Genomic DNA, 20,765 nt, shown 5'->3' with positions numbered 1-20,765 from the left:
TTTTCAGGTCCTCCGGTCAGTAGACGGTACCGGCCAGCATTGCGAAATGTTCCGCAATCGGGCCCAGTGCCAGTGCCGGGAAGAAGGTGAGACCGCCAACAATCAGAATGACGGCAATCAGAAGCGTAATGAAAAGCGGGCCGTGGGTCGGAAAGGTGCCACCCGAAACCGGCACCGTGTTTTTGGCCCCCAAAGACCCGGCAATTGCCAGAACCGGCACGATGAAGCCATACCGCCCCAGCAACATGGCTATCCCCTGCAGCGTGGTGTGAAACGGTGCAGACGCCCCGAACCCGGCAAAGGCCGATCCGTTATTGCCCGTGGCGGAACTATAGGCATACAGGATTTCCGACAGACCATGCGGGCCGGGGTCCTGCACGGCGGCCACGGCGGCCGGGATGGTTGCGGCAACAGCACCGAAAACCAGAATACCGATTGGCATGGTCAGGATCGCCAAAACTGCCAGCTTGATTTCGCGTGATTCAATTTTCTTGCCCAGATATTCCGGGGTACGACCCACCATCAATCCGGCAATAAAGACGGTCAGAACCACAAATAACAACATGCCGTAAAACCCGGCACCCACACCGCCGAAAACGATTTCGCCAAGTTGCATGTTCAACATTTCGATCATGCCGCCCAGCGGGGTAAAGCTGTCATGCATGGCATTGACCGACCCGTTTGACGCCACCGTTGTGGCATTGGCCCACAGGCTGGAATTGAGGATGCCAAACCGGACTTCCTTGCCCTCCATATTGCCCGAATGCGTGGCAATTGCGATATTGTGGTCAAGCAACGGGTTGCCTGCCTTTTCCGCGCTGTAAATACCGGCAAACCCGGCAACAAACAGAATCGCCATGACGGCAAAAATGGCATAACCCTGCTTTTTATCGCGCACCATCTGGCCAAACAGAAAGCAGAATGCCGCCGGAATCAGCAGGATATAAACCATCTCGACAAGATTGCTCAGCGCTGTCGGATTTTCGTAAGGATGGGCAGAATTGACATTGAAAAAGCCGCCCCCGTTCGTGCCCAGTTGTTTGATCGCAATCTGGGACGCGGCAGGGCCTTGTGCGATGACTTGCTTTGCCCCCTCAAGTGTATGGGCATCGACATAACCATGCAGGTTTTGTGGAACCCCCTGCCAGATCAGGAAGACCGCGGCTATGATTGACAGAGGCAGCAGGATGTAAAGCACCCCGCGGGTCATATCGACATAGAAATTGCCAATATCGCGCACCCGGCGCCCGGCAAACCCGCGAATGACAGCAACGGCAACAGCCATACCGGTGGCCGCACTGACAAAATTCTGCACGGTCAGACCGACCATCTGGCTGAAATATGACAGCGAGGTTTCGCCGCCATAGGCCTGCCAGTTGGTATTGGTAACAAAGCTGACGGCTGTATTGAATGCCATGGCCGATGTCATCGGTGGTAACCCGGCCGGGTTCCACGGCAGCAGGTTCTGAAGCCGCAGAATGGCAAACAGAATTACCCAACCCACGGCATTGAATGCCAATAAGGCGATGGCATAACGTGACCAGTGCTGGGACTGGTTGCTATCGACGCCGCAAATGCGATAAATCACAGTTTCGACCGGCGATAAAACGGGAGAGAACAACGTTTTCCGGCCATCGTAAACCCGGTGCATATAGGCACCCAAAAGTGGCGCACACGCCAGCAGGATCGCGCAATACAGCGCGAACTGGCCCATATCGGTTGTCATTGGAAACTCCGTTAGAATTTTTCGGCCCGGATCAGGGCCCATAACAGATAGATAAACAGTGCCGCTGCAATCGCGGCACCCAAGGCATAACCAATCATTGAATGCTCCTAGAGGCGTTCACAGCCGCGAACGGCAAGGGCAAACAAGCCGAACGCGCCAAGCGCCAATCCGGTGTAAATCAGGTCGAGCATGGAAATACTCCTGCAATGTTCATCGTAAACACGCAGAGCCTAAAGTTTATGGGCGTAAAAAAACGATGCTGAATACATGTGATCGGCATAAAAAAAGCGTAAAAAATGCATTTATACTCCGTCTGTCCTCAAACCTGAAAATTCTGGTATGGGACGATACGGAAGGCATCGGAGACCAGACTCCGCCACCGCGATGCATATGGCGCGCATGGTGATGGGCACGAAGGCCGCGAAGAGGACGATGACGGCTGATCTTGAGCGTCACAAAATTTCGATGCCATCATGGTTTATTTTGCTTTTTCATACCCCATATGAACAAGCTCTGACTCTCAAGGTCGAAGAAATGAAATATATATTTCAACAATATTTTTTCTACCCTCACTTGAAGATATGGCTAAAACAACGGCATACTATATTTTATGGGTTGGGTTTTCATCGAAAGACTTCAATGAAAAAATAACAAGTAATCCAAAGCGCTTGGGGTGAGCGGTTGGTAACGACGACAATGTTTGAGGGGGCCTACACTGAAAGATAAGCGGGTAAATTCGGGGTCGGGGAACGATCACTATCCTTTGACATCGCCACAGGCCGCAATCTGGCTGGATCAGGACAGGGGAAATGATCCTGCCAGATACAATATTTGCAATGTCATAAGGTTTGAAGGCAACCTTGATATTGCTGTGTTGCATCAGGCGATAATCCGGACGGAGCAGGAAAACGACGTTCTGCGTCTGCGGTTTGCCAGTAACGGGGGTGAAATTTCGCAATCGTTTGCGCAGGTCTGTTTGCCGACAGACTTCAGCGTGGTCGATTTGCGTTTTGCCGACGATATTGAGGCATCCGCAAATGAAGAAGTCACCTTCGCCCGTACCCGTCTGATTGGCCCGACAGCAGATACAAACTGCCGTCACCGGTTGTTGCGACTGGGCGATGACTATTACTGGTGGGTCCGGGTTTATCATCATCTGGTTTGCGACGGGTTTAGCGGCAATGTGATGGCGGACCGGGTTGCTGAAATATATCGTGCGGTGCAATCCGGTGTTGCCGTGCCCCAAACGGCCTTTGAATCCTATCTTGGCTTTATTTCGTCAGAGATGGCCTATCCTGCCAGCCCGTCTTATCAACGCGATATTGCTTATTGGACGGAACGGTTGGCGCTGGACAAACCGGCGACACGTTTTTCGTCACGTGCGGATCGTTATTCCCCCCGTCAGTTGCAGCTTGTGGAAAGGATGAGCCGGGAAAAGTTGGCGGTTCTTGAAGATGTTGCCAAACAATGTCGGACCTCGTCAACGGCGGTGATGATGGCGACCTTTATGATCCTGCTGGCCGAGGTCAGCGCAGATCGTCATCCCGTTATGACGGTGCCGCTGTTGAACCGGTTGGGCCGCAAGGAACGAAACATGCCCGGCACGTTTTCCTGTGTCGTGCCGTTTGACGTTAATCTTGATGAACATGCCAGTTTTGCCGAACTGGCCCAAAGCATCTTTGCACGTGTTCGCCGTGATGTCCGTCATATCCGGTTAAGCCCGGTGCGTATGCGGGCGGCCAATTTGGGGGGCAAAAGCCTTTCGGGCAGTGGTGCGTATTTTAACAGTCTTGGTTTATTGCCCCCGCTGGATTTTGGCGATGTTACAGCACGGCACAAGAATGTTTATAATGGCCCGGTTACAGATATTGGCCTGGTCTATCTGATCGAGACCGTGGGCGGTGATGATCAGGAAGCGGAACTGGTTTGGCAATATAATGCTGCGCGGATTGATCACGAAACGGTTGGACTGATTTCAAAGCGGTTTCATGAGCTGCTAGATGCCATTTTGGCAGATACCGGCAAACAACCGGTGGCATTCATGACAAAAATCGGCCGCGATGCTTATCGGGGTTTGTGTGATGACGTTACGGAAGCTGCCCGGGAAGACGTCGGGGTGGGGGATGCTCTCCCAACCGAAGATCTGGAACTGGTTACAGAAATTGGCCGTATCTGGCAGGGCCTGATCCAGATCGACGAGATCGCGCCAGATGATAATCTGTTTGAAATTGGCGCGCATTCGTTGCTGGTGCCCCGTGCACAATATGCGCTGTCAAAACTTGCCGGGCGACAGATTGCGTCGGTCGAGATTTTTGAACATCCAACCGTTCGCTCATTTGCGCGACATATTGGTGCCGGGCAACGGGCAAACGGACCCGTTGTTAACGGGGATGAACACGTGGCGGCGCAACCGCATCAAACCCGGTCGTCGCAACAAGTACAGGCAGTTTCGTCTGTTGCGTCTGCGATGCCCTTTGTCCTGAAACTGTCGGCGAAGACACCGGCCGCACTGGACGATGAAATTGCCAGTTTGCGCAACCGGGTTGCCGATATTGCGGGTGCCGGGAACCTGATAAATCTGCATGATCTGACGGCGCATCTTTCACACAAGCGCCCCTGTTCTGTGCGAACCGCCATTATTGCGACAGACCGTGAGGCTGTCATTTCGGCATTGGCCGATGAAAAATCACCGGCCCGCATTTCGGGAAGGGTGCCCGATGTGCCACCATCCGTTATTTTGCTGTTTCCGGGGCAGGGGTCGCAGCGACCTGGCATGGCCCGCACCTTGTATGATGCCGATACGACGTCGGCGGAACTGATTGACCGGGCCTGTGCCATGGTGTCCCGTCTTTCCGGCCCCGATGATTTGCGGGACCTGTTATTGTCCGCTAGCCAAAACGCCGATGACAGTGAACGCCTTGCCAGGACCGGGCGGACCCAGCCCGCCCTGTTCATTTTTGAATATGCCCTGGCCGATTATTTGGTCCGAAGGGGTGTGTCGCCTGCGGCGCTGGCCGGGCACAGCATTGGCGAATATGTTGCGGCCTGTCTTGCCGGTGTGATGTCGTTTGATGACGCCTTGCGGTTGGTTGTTCTGCGCGGACGGCTGATGGCATCAACCGAACCTGGCGCGATGTATGGCGTTTCGATGGTCGCGGCCGATATGGCTGATTTACAGGCGGTGTTTGGGCCTGAATTGTCTATTGCATCGGTAAACGGCCCGCGCCAGTATGTTGTTGCCGGATCAATCGACTGTATTGACAGGCTTGAGATATATCTGCGTGCGAAGGGAAAACCCGGGCAGAGATTGGCTGTTTCCCAGGCGTTTCATTCCTCAATGATGGATCCGATCCTTGATGAATTTCGCCAAATCGTTGCCTTAGTCGAACTTTCGGCACCAAAAATTCCCATCCAGTCGAACCTGACGGGGCAGTGGTTGTCCGATGCTGATGCGATGGACCCTGATTATTGGGTAAGCCATTTGCGCAATACGGTCCGCTTTGCCGATAACATAAAGGGGCTGGCGGCGGCGTTGCCCGATGCGTTCATGGTTGACTGCGGGTTTGGCAATACAGCCAGCAGGCTGGCGGCGGTTAATGGCGTTAACACCAAGCAGTGCATTCCCCTGCAACCGGCATCAAAACCCGAAACGGGCATAGACCCTGACGACGCGGGTTTACTGGCTTTGACACGCGCCCTGGCAAAAATGTGGGTACTGGGTGTTGCGGTTGATTTTGATGTCACAAAGCATGTGTCTGAAAACGGGCATTATCCGGTTGTGGCATCGTTTAGCGCGCATCCGGCGATAGAGGGCCAATGGCTTGCCCGGCGCGACCTGCCGCCGGATGACAGCTATCACATTATCACCAGCTTGCGTTTGCCCGATGGAACCGAATTTTCGCAATTGCAGTCGGTGCTGGAACGGATCATTGCCCGGCACGAAACGTTGCGTTCAACCTTTGTCGAGAATGAAGGTGAACTGGTTCAGCGGGTTCATGCCCATATGTCGATCCCCTGTGTGCGCCTTGATCAGTTCGAGGATATTCGCACCGGCCTGTTTGATCTGGAAAAAGGGCCGCTTGCCCGTTTTGGATATTTGGACCAAACACAGGCGCGGCCACCCCTGCTGGCGATTGCGATTGACCATTTGTGTTTTGACGGCCAGTCGCTGGCATTGCTTCAGGCCGACATATCGGCCGAGCTATTGGGCGGTGTGCCTGTGCCATCCTGCCCGGCACAGATCCTTGCCGAACGGGCCAGACAGGGCCTGACAGGCGCACGTGGCCAAAATGCGCGGGCATTCTGGCGGACGCGGGCCGAAACTCTGCTGGCAGAGCGGTTACCGGCTGATCCATTAACGGGGCAGGGCACGGATGACGGGGGTAGTGGGAAACGCCTGTTTATTCGGCTGTCACCGCAGCAAACAGTCGCGCTTGAAACCTTGTCGCGGCATGTCAGCAGGTCGACCCGAACGGCCCTTTGGTCCGCCCTTGTGATAGCTGTTCTTGCGCGTCACAAAGAAAGCGGATCAGCGGTTCTGGGGCTTCCCTTTGCCGGGCGGGTGGACCAGGATAGCCGACAGGCACTGGGTTGTTTTGCCAATGTTTTACCGATTGCCATTGCGCCTGATATGACGCGGGGACTGGCGGATCTTGTTCAACAGGTTGGTCGCGAAATCCTGTTAATGATGGATGTGCAGGATTATCCGCTGTCGCGCTTGAGCATGGATCTTTCTGCAATGGCGCACGGCCCTGTCGGCCTTCCGTTTGACGCGGTAAGTGTCATTGAAATCAATGAAGATATTGACGATATTGACGACATTGATTTTGGTGCGGGAAAATTCCCCCTGATGGTTGCCCTGGTCAAATGCGGGTCAGGCACCCATTTGGCGATTGAATATCAAACATCAATTTATGGCACCCGCTGGGCCGAACGATTTGCCGATCATTTTTTGACATTTGTCTGTTCCTGCGCTGTAAACCCCTTGCATCCGTTAGGCGGGGTCGGGTTATTGCCCGCGCATGACAAACAGCTTCTTTTAACGGCCTGGAATGATACCGGGTCGGATTATCCGCGCAATTGTGGTTTGGGCGAATTGCTTGCCAGGCGTATTGGCGACCCGGCATGTGCGGGCCGAATTGCCATTGATGATGGCAAAAACACAATGACCTATCGCGACATGGGGCCAAGGCTTGCGGCGATTTCGTCTGCATTGGATGATATTGGCGTTCTGCCGGGCGATATTGTTGGCCTGGCCGCGGCACGCGGTTTTGAAAGCATCCTGACCCTTTTGGGTATTGCCTGGCATGGCGCGGCCTATTTGCCAATTGACAAGGCACTGCCGCCCCGGGCCGTGGGTGACCTTATGTCTGAATGTGGCGCAAGGACGCTGCTGTGTGATGCGGGCGAATATCAACGCCTGTCAGACCTGCAACAGAAATTCCAGTTGGCAGGGTTGCCCGACGGGGTCGGGCAAAATGGCTTTTTGGGTAAGCCTTTCGGTGAAAGAACCGGTAATGACCTTGCCTATGTCATGTTTACATCGGGGTCCACGGGAACACCAAAAGGGGTATTGGTACCAAACCGCGCTGTTGCCCGGCTGGTTCTCCACAATAAAAGTTTGTCCTTTGATGAAAATGACGTGATCGCACAGGCCGCCCCGTTGGGTTTTGATGCGTCAACACTGGAAATTTGGGCCGCCCTTTTAAATGGCGGACGCCTGTGCATTATTGAAGATGACGCCCTGTTTGACCCCGATACGCTTCGCGATGCCCTTGGGCGCGGTGCGGTGTCAACCATGTGGTTGACCGCCAGCCTGTTTAACCGCATCGCCGATGAGGCACCAGCGACTTTCGCGGCGTTAAAACGCTTGCTAAGCGGGGGCGAAGTCTTAAGCCCGGCGCATGTTGCGATGGTCAGGGCGGCCTGCCCGGATCTGATCCTGATCAATGGTTATGGGCCGACTGAAAATACAACATTTACCTGTACGCACGTCATTGGCGATGACGATATTTTATCGGGCAACATCCCTGTTGGGACGCCGGTTGGCAACAGCCGGGTTTATATTCTTGATGCACACGGGGAGGTTGCCCCGATCAATGTTTGGGGTGAATTATATGCGGCGGGGGATGGGTTGGCACTGGGTTATAGTGGTGCCCCGGAGCGGACCAGCAAGGCATTTGTTCAGCTAAAGTGTCTGGGGGACGAGCGGTTATATAAAACCGGTGATCGCGCCCGGTGGCGTGCCGATGGTGTGATCGAATTTGGCGGGCGCAACGATGGCCAGGTTAAAATTCGCGGGCACCGGATTGAGCTTGGCGCCGTCGAAAGAAAGCTGTCCATCCTTGACGGCATTCGTACGGCCTGCGTGATGCCAATTGGCAGCGGTGCCGACGCCGTTTTGGGTGCTGCGATCGCGGCGGATAATGATATGCGTGATGTTTGGACGGGCGCGCTTGCCAGGGATCTGCCGGGCTATATGGTTCCCGAACGCATCGTTGTTCTTAAACATTTACCAGTTACGGCAAATGGCAAGGTGGATCGTAACAAACTGCACAAGATCCTGTTGGCACAAGACGCACCCGTTGCGATGCAATCAACGGTAAATGGCGATGACGCACAACTTGTTATCGACCAGTTTGGCGTGTTATTTGCCGGGCAGGAAATTACACCCGCATCGGATTTTTTCGCACTTGGCGGGCATAGCTTAACGGCCATGCGCCTCGCCGGCATGATCGAAAAACAGACCGGTTTTCGGCCCAGGTTACAGGACATTTTTAGCGCGCGAACGGTCGCCAGTCTGGCGCAACTGATTGCACGCAATCAGCAGGTTGCGGTTAAAAACACATTGCCCCGGGCGCAGGGCGACAGTTTTCCGTTATCAAGCGGTCAGGCACGGTTGTGGGTTTTGCAACGCTTGCAGCCCGACCTGGCGGTTTATTCTGTTCCGGCAACGTTGGAGATTGCGGGGGCCATTGATGTGGCCGCATTGCAACGCGCCCTTTATGCGCTGCAAGAACGCCAGCACGTCTTGCGATTGCGTTTCCGAACCGATATGGGGCACCCCGATGGGGTAAGCCAGTATCTGGCACCCGGTGGCGACTGGACCTTGCGCCATCATCACATGGATGAAGAAACGGCGCGCCGTTTCATTGAACAGGAAATAGCCCGCCCCTTTATTCTTGATGATGCGCCAATGGCACGCGCAGACTTGCTGACACTTGATCCCGACCGTCACTGGTTGATGATTTCGTTGCATCACGCCATTTGCGATGGCTGGTCAATGCCCATCCTTTTGCGCGAACTTTCGGCATTTTACGGGGCCGAAACCGGCGGAGCTGCGCCTTGTTTGCCAAATATTGAACGGCATTATGAAGATTTCGCAAGCTGGCAACATGACTTTTTGAAAAACAGCGCGGGCAAGGCCGCCATCGGGCGCTGGAAAGAACGGTTGTTGCCGCTTTGCGAGCCGCTGGCCCTGCCGACGGACCATCCACGCCCGGCAGAGCGGCGCTTTTGTGGCGATTTTCTTGATTTTGACATCGATGCCGACAATCAAGGTTTAATTGACGCGGCCGCAACGCGGTATGGCACCACAGCCTTTAACATTCTGACGGCTCTGGTGCAGGTTCTGCTTTATCGCCACTGTGGTCAAACCGATATTCCCCTGGGGATGCTGGTGGCCGGGCGAGAGCACGCAACCCTTGATGATACCATTGGATTTTTCGTCAATACCGTGCCCTTGCGCCAAAATATCGACCCGGAAGCCCGGTTTGCGCAACATCTTGCCCAAACCGGCAAAACCATCTCGGATGCACTCTTTGATCAGGCGGTGCCGTTTGAAGGCATCGTGAATGCGGTAAATGCACCACGTGATCTGTCGCGCAATCCGTTATTTGATGTTCTTGTGGCCTGGCAGGATGCCATGCCCGAGATGGGCCATTTGGGCGATGCAAGGCTTTCATTGGTCGAGACCAGGTTTCCCTATGCCAAATTTGATTTAGGCTTTTATTTCTGGCGTGCAAATGGTGCTGTGCGGGGGCAGGTTGAATTTGACACCGATCTGTTTGATCCTGCCACGATCAACGGCTTTGTCACCCGCCTGAACATCCTGTGCCGGGCGGCATTGAGCGCGGGCGAAACCACGCCCATTGCGCATCTTGCCATGATGCCAGCGGGCGAACGGGCGCTGATTGATCAGTTTAATGCCACGGCGTACGATATGCCGGTTGAACGCTGTATTTCAGCCCCCTTCCTTGATCAGGTTACGGATACACCCGATGCGATTGCCGTTATGGATGAGGACGGCGCGCTGACCTATGCACAGTTTGCGCGCCGCGCGGCGGGCATTGCGGCCAGATTGCGTGCGGCATCTGTTGGCTCTGGCGATGTGGTGGGCATTGCGGTTCGGCGGTCGATCAATATGCTGGCCGCGGTTCATGGCACCTTGCTTGCCGGGGCGGCGTATAGTCCGCTCGACCCGGACCATCCTGCGCAACGCCGCTGCGATATGCTTGAAGATCTTGGCGCGGCATCGGTGGTGGTAACAACGGCAGACTGTGCCGGTTTGTTTGACGGCACCAAAACCATCCTGATTGACGGGGACGAAGACGGGGATATTCCCGCCCTTGCAAGCAGGGCCGATGATCTGGCCTATGTGCTGTTTACCTCGGGTTCTACGGGGCGACCCAAAGGGGTTGAAATTGTTCATCGTGGCGTTCTGAACCGTATCTTATGGATGCAGGATGCGTTTCCGATTGGGCCGGGCGATGTGATTTTGCAAAAAACGCCGATCACGTTCGATGTGTCCGTGTGGGAGCTTTTCTGGTGGTCATGGACCGGGGCAAAGGTTGTTTTGCCTGCTCCCGGTGCCGAAAAAGACCCGCAGAAGATCGCGACCGAGATTGACCGCCATCAGGTTACAACGATTCATTTCGTGCCGTCGATGCTGTCAACTTTTCTGTTCGCGATTGAAAGCGGCATGGTTGATATTGCCAAATTGTCCAGTCTGCGTCGGGTATTTGCCAGTGGCGAGGCACTTGATGGGGCGACGGTGCGGCGATTTAACGATATTTTGTATCAATCGTTTGGGACCGAACTGCACAATCTTTATGGCCCGACCGAGGCCACCGTCGATGTAACCTGGCAATCCTGTTCGCCCCATAAAACCGGTTCGATTGTTCCCATTGGGAAACCTATTGCCAATACCACGGTGCAGATCCTTGGCCGCGAAATGGATGTGCTGCCCATTGGTGTTATCGGCGAAATCGTTCTGGGTGGGTCACAAATTGCGTTGGGCTATCGCAATCGACCGGACCTGAGCGCCGAGAAATTCCCTCAAGACCCGCAAAACCCCGGCGGGCGGCTGTATCGCACAGGGGATCTTGGCCGTTGGCGTCGTGATGGATCGGTGGAATATCTGGGGCGCATTGATCATCAGGTTAAAATTCGCGGGTTCCGAATTGAATGCGGCGAGGTCGAAACCGCCCTTGAAAGCCATCCGGCGATTGAGCGCGCCCCGGTCAAGGCCGTCAAGGTTGGCGAGCTTGATGAACTTCATGCGTTTGTTCTGGGTTCGGATGATCTGACGGTTGCGGAGGTGCGCGAACATTTGCGCCATCACCTGCCCGAATACATGATCCCGGCGCGGTTCTTTGCGATTGACCATTTACCCCAAACCAGCAGCGGCAAGGTGGATCGCAACGCTCTTTCCGGTCGATTGATGCGTACGGTTAAAAGTGGTGATGGCCTTTCTGTGACCCCGCAGGAAACGGCTGCCAAAACCGATATGCAGGTTTCGGCGCTGGAAGAAAAACTGCGTCGTGTGTGGCAGGACGTTTTGCCCGGTGTTGAGCCAACGCGCGATGACGGATTTTTTGAAATCGGCGGCAATTCGTTGTTGCTGTTACGCTTGTTTGAAAAAATAAACGGTATCTGGCCGGGCAAGATCGGCATTGCCGATTTGTTTGCCAACCCGTCAATCGCGCGTCAGGCCGAATATCTGTCGGGGCAGGATGCACATTTTGTAACCGGGCCGCAGTCGATGATTGCCGGGAACAGGTTTACCAGCAACGAACCCATCGCCGTTATCGGCATCGGTATTCGGGTTGCCGATGCCGAGGATCTGGAGCGTTTCTGGCAGAATATTGCGTCGGGCCGGGATCATGTTCGTGCCTTGCCCATATCGCGGGATGAGGAAACCCGCGATCTTCTGGCCGTTATGGGCCGGGCTGTTCCGATAAAGTTTCGTGAAGCCGCCTATCTTGACAACATTTTTGATTTTGATGCGGCCCGGTTTCGCATGGCCCCTGTTGATGCCGGGTTGCTGGACCCTGAACAACGTTTGTTTATCGAAACAGCGTTAAGGGCGATGGAAGATGCCGGATATGGCGGCAATGCATTGCGCGGCCAGAAAGTGGGCGTTTTTGCGGGCGGCGGTGCCAACCCGGTATGGCGGGTTGCCATGGACCATGTGGCACAAAGCAAGGCGGAACAGGTTTTCGCCCTGAATGTACCCTCCAATATTGTTACGCGGCTGTCATTTTTGAAAGACTGGCGTGGTCCGGCCCAGGTGGTCGATACCGCATGTTCATCGTCGCTGGTGGCCGTACATCAGGCTTGTCAGAACCTGCGCGACGGCACATGTACGATTGCCGTTGCCGGTGGGGCAAAAGTATTGCCCAGCCCGCCCGATGCCGCCAGCGGATTTAGCATTGATTCCTCTACCGCCCGCACACGGGCCTTTGATGCAAATGCCGATGGCACTGGCATGGGCGAAGGCAGTGTTATTTTTGTTTTAAAGCCGTTAAGTGCGGCCTTGCAGGATGGCGATAACATTCATGCCGTTATTCGCGGCAGCGCGGTTAATCAGGATGGATCATCAAGCGGGGCAGCCGCCCCCAACCCGGTAATGCAGGCCGAGGTTGTTCGCCAGGCCGCGCAGGCGGGCGATATTGATTTGGCAAGCATATCGTATTTCGAAGCCCACGGGACGGGAACGGCGCTGGGCGACCCGATTGAAATTGACGGCCTGACGCGGGCCTTTGCCGATGTTGCACCAAATGCCGATCGGGCCTTTATCGGATCGGGCAAGGGCAATTACGGCCATCTTGATGGTGCCGCCGGGGCACTGGGCCTTGCACGTGCCATTATGGCATTGCGTCATGATCAGGTGCCACCACAGCCGTTTTACGAAAGGCCAAACCCCAAAATCGATTTTGCCCGTGCCCCGGTCCGGGTTGCCGCCCGGCTTGAAAAACTTCCTGATCGTGGTGTTCCACGCCTGGCGGGGATTAGTTCGTTCGGGTTAAGCGGCATTAACGCCCATATCGTGATCGAGGCTGCTCCGGTTCGCTCGCCAATTACACGCATTGGCGATGATGATGAAGGTTACTTTGTTGTTGCATTGTCGGCCAGCAACCCCGATGCGCTGCGCGATTATGGCAAGAACCTGTTACGCAGGTTGCAAAATGACCCGGACCTGAAGGTCCGCGATATTGCGTTTACGCTTGCAACCGGGCGCGATAGCCTGAAGTATCGGTTTGCGGTTGCCGTTCGCGACAGCGATGCGTTGCAAAATTATTTGCAACAGCTTGCTGCCGGAACGGGCGATTTCAGCGCCACGGCAAATGCCGACCAAAATCGCAAGGTAAATGCTGTTGCCCGCGACAAAGCCGCCGCGCAAGTGCAAATTGCCGCCTATCTTGACGGTGCGGTTCTGGTCTGGCCTGAAAAATCAAAGGCGCGGCGGGTTTCCTTGCCGCCGTCGCCCTATGTTCGAAAAACCTGCAAACCGGTATTCGAGGTTAAAACAAGCGGTGCTGTGTCGCTGCTTCAGGGGCCGATTGAAACGGCAGCAGGGCGCAGTTTTGCCATTGCGGTTAATGATCCTGCATTTTGGCCGACAAACGAACACAGATTGAACGGCCAGCCAACCCTTGTTGGCATGGCGGTTCCGGCCTTAATGGCACAAGCTATTCGGCAATTGGGGGATGGGGCGCAACCGGCAACGGTTTCCGATCTGGTTTGGCATCAGGCATTGGTTGCCAGCGCCCTACCGAACGGTAACGTAACCCTGACATTTGCCAATGATGGCCAGGTGGAACTGGGCGGACGGCTGAAAAATGGTCAATGGCGCGTTTTTGCCAGCGCGCATTGGGACCAGAACGTCGTACCCGCATACGATAGCCCAATGTCGTTGGATGCAGTGCGGGCCAAAGCGAATATTTTTGTGCCAATTGCGACCTTTAACGAGAATTTCGGTTCAATATCGACCAGCCCGCGCTGGGATTGTGTCGTGTCGTTGCATTGTGATGAGCAAAAGACGACCGCGATTAAACATCTGCGTTTGCGGTCTGATTATCATGCCGATCTTCAAAATTGGCTGTATCATCCGGCCCTTGCCGATGCCGCTTGTAGCATGGCGTTAAATGATGCTGACAGGGGATCGGTGCCCGTTGGCATTGATCAGGTTATCGTCTATGGCGTGCCAAGTGCCGAGGTTTTTGCCTGTGGCGAAATGCAACCCTCGGGCCGTCTCAACGTAACGTTGTTTGATGTAATAAGCGGTGATCCCGTCCTGGCTGTAAACGGTATCCGCTTTGCCAAGGCGGGGCAAAATAGCCAAAACGGGCATCCTGAATTACTTAAAACATACTGGAAACCGGCAAATCTGAAACCACAGGCCGTTGTTGCGGGCTGTTTGTTTATTACGGATGGCGATTTTTGGCCGGTATCGGGCGATCATCGTTCTGTTCATCCCCAAACGCTGGATAAAGCAACTTTTGTTGATATTTCCAACGTGGTTGTGGCCCTGCAATCCGGGCCGGATGCGGCCTTTCGAACGGCAAGTGTCCTTCGGAATGTTTTGCGCAATATGGCCGGAAAGTTGCGGTTGGTTGTGGTTGGGTGTGGGGCGTTCGAGGTGGGCAATGATGTTGCCATCGACCCCGATCAGTCCGCTGCAGCAGGTGTTGTTATTGGCGTTGCGCATGAAGAACCCAAATTGGTCCTTAGCTATGCCGATATAACGCCCGATGCGGTTTTGGAACATATTGGATCAGAACTGGCCTTTATGCCCTTGCGTGATCCGGTTGCCCTTTATCGCGATGGTCAACGGTTTGTGCGCGATTTGCGCGGCCTTGCAGCCGCAGATACCGCTAAAAAATCAATCTGGCCCGATGATGGGGTCTGTGTGGTTACAGGCGGGGCCGGTGGATTTGGCTTGGTACTGGCCGAAGAAATGGCGCTTAACGGCAAGGTGCGCCTGGCATTTGTCGGCCGCCGTGCCGAAGATGATCTTGATGCGGACACGCAAAAACAGGTTGCCGTTTTGCGTGGCAAAGGCATCGATATTTCATTGTTTTCCTGTGATGTGTCGGACCGCAAATCTCTTGATGAAACGCTGGGACATATCAGAACCGCTTTAGGCCCGATTACGGCGGTGGCCCATGCCGCAGGCATTGCCGATGGCGGTTTTCTGGCCTTGCGCGATATGGATAAATTTGACGGTATTTTATCGGCAAAAATTGACGGCGCGCGCAACCTCGATCAATTGACGATAAACGACCCGGTTCAGGCCTTTGTCATGTTTGGCAGCCTGACGGCGATTACAGGCGCGGCCGGCCAATCGGCTTATTGTGCCGCCAATGCCTTTTTGGATGGGTTTGCATTTTATCGCCGCTCCAAGGGCCTTCCGGCAATGGTGATAGACTGGTGTACGCTGTCTGATCAGGGCATGGCAGCGCGCAATAACGTTGTTCTTCACGCTGGCGCGTGGATGACGCCCGCACAGGCGGTCTCGATATGGTGCAATGCCCTGTGCTGCAATCTTGCACAGGTTACCATCCTTGATCCCGCTGTTCTGGAAAGCCAGAATGTGCCTGAACTTGTCGCAAATACAAATAGTGCGGCCAGCATTGTGCCTGTCATATCGCCGCAAAACGGAACGTCACGCATTGCAGCGATCTGGGCGGAAACGCTTGGGTATGACAATGTTGATACGGGCGAAGATTTCTTTGCCCTTGGCGGAGATTCGATTACCGGGATGCAAATTGTTGACCGGATGAATGCCGAACTATCGCTATCACTGACAATTTCCGATTTGTTTTCAGCATCGACAGTATCGGCGATCGCAGAACTGGCTGGGGTCAACACGCCTGAACCGGCTGTTATGGCATCGCCTGTGAATGCTGAATTGCAAAAGGCAGACCCGTTAAGCGCAATCAGTAAAATCTGGGCCGAGACGCTGGGTTATGATGCGGTTGATCCGGCGGAAGACTTTTATGCGCTGGGCGGGGATTCCATCACCGGTATGCAGATCGTTGATCGCATCAATGGTGAACTTGGTTCTTCGATTAATCTGGTTGATCTGTTTGAGCATTCGACGGTTGTTGCCCTGGGCAGGAAACTGTTTGATCTGTGGCCGGAGCCGCGCCGGGCCGATGATGGCGAATTGGTGATCAATGGATTTAGCGATGCGCCAGCGGCTTATCTGGCGTCGCCAAACCACGATAGCGCGGGTCATTCGGCCCCGCATCGGCATGATGTGGCGAAATATCCGGTCGCGCCCGAACAATTGTCGGTGTTGAATGCCGGGCAAAAGGGAAATATGGGAACGGCGTTTAATTTGCCCCATGCCTTTTTGCTAGACGATAGCATTAACCTTGCTCAATTGTGTGACGCCATCGGGCAACTGGTTGCCCGTCATGAAATTCTTCGTACCCGCATATCCCAGCAGGATGATGTGTGGCAGATGGAGGTTCTGGACTCGGTTGACGCACGACCCGACCTGACACCTGTTCTGATCGAAGATCAACTCGAAGACGCCTGTGCCGGGTTGGTAACATCGTTTGATCTTGACCGGGAAATACCGGTTCGCTGGAAAATTCTTGCCGATCCGTCCGGGCGAAATGCGTTGTTTTTCGATATTCACCATGTGCTGGCAGACGGATTTACCACCGAACTTTTGTTTGCCGATTTGTTTGACTTATATCGCGGCACTACACTGCCGCCCCTTAAACGTCAGTTGCATGATTACGCGGTGTGGAGCCAGTCGGCGGAAAATCAGGCGCGATTGGACGATGCCAAAAATTATTGGCAATCACTTTATCGCGGTGCGTTGCCAAAATTCGATCTGCCCTCAGATCGGCGCAGGCCTGCTTTTCATACATTTACCGGGGACATTACTTCGTTCGAGGTTGATGCTTCGTTGCTGGCCGATGCCCGTAAATTCGCCGCCGGGCAGCGCGTTACAATGTTTACCCTGATCCTGTCGACATGGTTTACCGTTTTGTCGCGATTGGCCGAAACCGACGATATGGTGATCAGTGTTCCTGTCGATTCCCGTGATGCAAGCGGGTTCAGGGGCGTGCCGGGCATGATGGTGTCGCTGTTGCCGTTACGCATGCAGATCAATGACGGCGACACAGTCAAAGCCTTTGTGGAGAAAATGCAAAGGCATCATGTTGATGCCATGCGTCATCGCGCCTATTTTCTTGATCGGTTGCTAGATGACCTGTGCCCCCCGGCGGCACCGGACCGGACGCTGTTATCCGAAGTGACGCTTTCTTATATGAACTATCAGGCTGCGCCGAATGATGCGAATACGCATATTCCGCCGATCGGCTTGATGCGCCATCATTGCAAGAACGATCTTGCAATTTTTGTCCGCGATGTTCCGGGACGAATGACGATTTCCTTTGATTATTACGTCGACCTGTTTGACCGGGCGCGGATGGAGGATTTGGGACGCATTTTCGTAACAACATTGCGCCAGTTGATTACAAACGACAGTCAGCATCTTGACGCGATCAGTTTGTTGCCAGGCGATCAGGCGGCACAGCTTGCCGATTGGGAAAATGGTCCTGATGTTGCGATACCTGCACAGGATGGGCTGTTTGCGCAGTTTGCCAAACAGGCGGCCTTGTCGCCAGATCATTGCGCGGTGCGGGATGCAACCGGTGCCTGGAGCTATGCCCGGCTTATGGCACGGGCAGGGGGCATTGCCCGTTACCTTGAAAACAGCGGAATCGGGCAGGGCGATCTTGTCGCGCTGCATATTGACCGGGGTCGCGACGCGGTGGCGGCGATGCTGGGGATTGTCGCCCTTGGCGCGGGTTATGTGCCGCTTGATTCCGCCTATCCGGCAGAACGCAATCATTTCATTCTGGGCGACAGCGCCGCACGATTGGTTCTGGTTGATGATGCGGGCAAGGCATCGCTGGGCGATCTTTCATCCCAGGGTGTTGACATGTGCCATGTTGGCAATATTCCCGATGCCGGAAGTGATTTTGTGCTCCCCGTGCTTGAGACCCCGCAAGGTGCCCCGGCTTATCTGATGTATACCTCGGGTTCGACCGGAACGCCCAAAGGTGTGTTGATTGAACAGGGTGCTGTGCTGCGTTTGGCCCTGGGGGCGGACTATGCCGGGCTTTTTGCCGGTGCGGTTATGGCACAGGCGGGACCGCTGGCATTTGACGCGGCGACTTTGGAAATTTGGGCACCTTTGCTCCATGGCGCTGAAATTGCCGTGATCGGGCGCGATACCGTGCTGGACCCGGTGCAGTTTGGTGCTGCACTTGACGGGTTCGGTGTGACCACGATGTATCTAAGCGTCGGGCTGTTTAATCGACAGGTTGATGTCGATGCCGAAAGTCTTGCCCGCCTTTCTGTTCTTATGATCGGCGGGGAAAGCATTAGCAAATCGCATGTTCGCAAATTTATGGAAAAATGCCCTGATACCCGGCTGTTTAACGGCTATGGGCCGACGGAAAGCACCACATTTGCCGCGATAACCGCCATTCTTGCATCCGATGTGTGCAACGATAGCGATTTTACAATCATCGGGCGGCCGATTGCCCATACAAGAACGCTGATCCAAGATGCCAACGGGTTGCGGGTGCCGGTGGGTGCCTGGGGCGAATTAATGATTGGCGGCGACCGGTTGGCCCGCGAATATTGGCAACGCCCCGACCTGACCGCCGAGAAATTTATCGCCGACCCGGATCGTCCGGCAGGGCGCCTTTATCGTACCGGCGATATTGCCCGGTGGACCCGCGACGGGCGGATCGAGTTTGGCGGACGGCGCGATAACCAGATCAAACTGCGCGGTTTTCGCATTGAACTTGATGAAATAGAGCACCAGTTACAGCAAGCGCCATTCCTTCAGAATGCGGTGGTTCTGTTTAATCAGGACGGTGTCAATGGCGGCGAGATTATAGCCTGCATTCAGGCATCGGCAGCGCAAGAGCCAGTATCGTCCGATACCCGCATTGCCGAGTTGCAGGCCTGGCTGGGCAAGCGCCTGCCAGGATACATGATCCCGGCTAAGTGGTATTGGGTGGATGATATTCCGGTTACCGCCAATGGCAAGGTTGATCGTGCCGAACTGCTGGATCAGGTCCGCACGCAATCACCCGCCGGAACACAAGCTGGCATTGTTGATACTGTTTTGTTGCCCGAAGAACAGGTCATTGCCGATATTTTCAGCGATGTTTTCCAGGTGCCGGTTCAAGACCGAAATACCGGGTTTGCCGCACTTGGCGGCCATAGCTTGATGGCGATCCGGATTGTTAATCGCATTGCAGATCGTACTGGCAACCGTATTAGCATGGCCGATTTCTTTGCCAGCCCCACGATTGCGGCCTTGGCCCGTCATATTCATGACATTGGCGTGTCCGACGGTAACCTGCGGGCAGGCGGCATTTTGCCTGCCCCGGAAATGGCGCATTACCCGGCCAGCCACGCGCAAAAGCGGCTTTATCTTCTTTCCCGGATGGATCGCACCGGCAGCGCCTATGGGATGGTGTTTGTCTTGCGTTGCAATGGGGCGTTGCGTGTCGACATTTTACAAGAAGCCTTACGGTTGCTGATCGAACGCCACGAAACCTTGCGCACATGTTTTCAGGAATATGATGGCGTCATCACCCAACAGATCAGTCCGGTGTCGGCCCCGGACGTGGTTGTTAATGACGTTTCCGACCATGTTGATCCGGCGCGTGAAGCCCTGCGCCTGACCCGGCAAGAGGCCGCAACACCGGTTGAACTTGATAAACCGCCCTTGATCCGTGGGCGTGTCATCACGGTTGGTACAGACGAATGCCTTGTGGTTCTGACCACGCATCATATTGTCGGCGATGGCTGGTCGTCGAAAATTCTGGTACAGGAACTAGGCATTTTGTATCAGGCGGTGCTGGGTAAAACCGCGTCGGCCTTGGCGCCGCTTCCGATTACCTACAAGGATTATGCCTGGTGGCAGGCGGGGCAGGACTGGTCGGATGCCGCAGCCTATTGGCAGGAAAAACTAAAAGGTGCCCCGGGCCAGATCGCCCTGCCGACAGACCGCGCGGCACCCGATATGCAGTCCTATCGCGGGGCACATCGGCATCTGGAAATTGAAGCCGGGGTTCTTGCTGGTTTGCACAAACTGGCGCGGGCTCATAACACCACCTTGTCGGCGGTTGGTTTGGCCCTGTTTTCGGCCATGCTTTATCGTTTGACGCGCCAGCAAGACATGGTGATTGGTATGGGGGTTGCCGGGCGGGAACGTACCGAAACCGAAGGTCTGATCGGTTTCTTTGTAAATGTGTTGCCGATCCGGGTGCAGCTTGACGATGAAACAAATCTTGGCACCCTGATTGATGATTTGCATGGCAACATCACGGCAGCACTGGATCGGCAGGATTATCCGTTTGACGAACTGGTGCGCGCGGTGGCACCGAAACGTAATGCCAACCGCCAGCCGCTTGTGAATGTGGTTTTTGAATATCAACGGTTTGGGGATATTTCCAATCAGGATGAAAAAGGCGGCTTGCCGCTGGCAAGGCAGGGGCAGGCAGGAATCTTGCCCGATAATCTGGATGCGTTTGTCGACAATATGACGGCAAAGCATGACGTTATTCTTTTCCTGGTCGAAGAAGCCGGTCAGGCCCGTTTCACACTGGAATATGATACCGACCTGTTCGACGCGGAAACCATGCAGCGCTGGCTTGCCTTTTTGGGGAAATTTGCCCGTGCTGCCGTGCAGGATATCTAAGGGGAC

General features: G+C 54.8%; 2 protein-coding genes. One reads left to right on the top strand and one right to left on the bottom strand.

The window, feature by feature from the left end; genetic code table 11:
- Positions 1-16: 16 nt before the first annotated feature.
- Positions 17-1,726, bottom strand: coding sequence for a potassium-transporting ATPase subunit KdpA (kdpA, locus tag AAC086_RS04730; RefSeq protein WP_339775906.1), 1,710 nt, complete (start codon positions 1,724-1,726; stop codon positions 17-19).
- A gap of 763 nt (positions 1,727-2,489) precedes the next feature.
- Here kdpA and AAC086_RS04725 point away from each other — a divergent pair.
- Positions 2,490-20,759: an amino acid adenylation domain-containing protein gene (locus AAC086_RS04725; RefSeq protein WP_339775904.1), complete on the top strand. Its 18,270-nt coding sequence runs from the start codon at positions 2,490-2,492 to the stop codon at positions 20,757-20,759.
- Positions 20,760-20,765 lie beyond the last annotated feature (6 nt).

Origin of the sequence: uncultured Thalassospira sp. (genome assembly GCF_963976115.1) — a bacterium.
Lineage (GTDB): Bacteria > Pseudomonadota > Alphaproteobacteria > Rhodospirillales > Thalassospiraceae > Thalassospira.
The sequence above is the reverse complement of the archived record's forward strand: the minus strand, read 5'-3'. Positions and strand labels throughout refer to the sequence as shown.

Excerpts from the sequence above, each read along its gene's own strand:
- kdpA (WP_339775906.1), bottom strand. The coding sequence starts at position 1,726 with ATGACAACCGATATGGGCCAGTTCGCGCTGTATTGCGCGATCCTGCTG.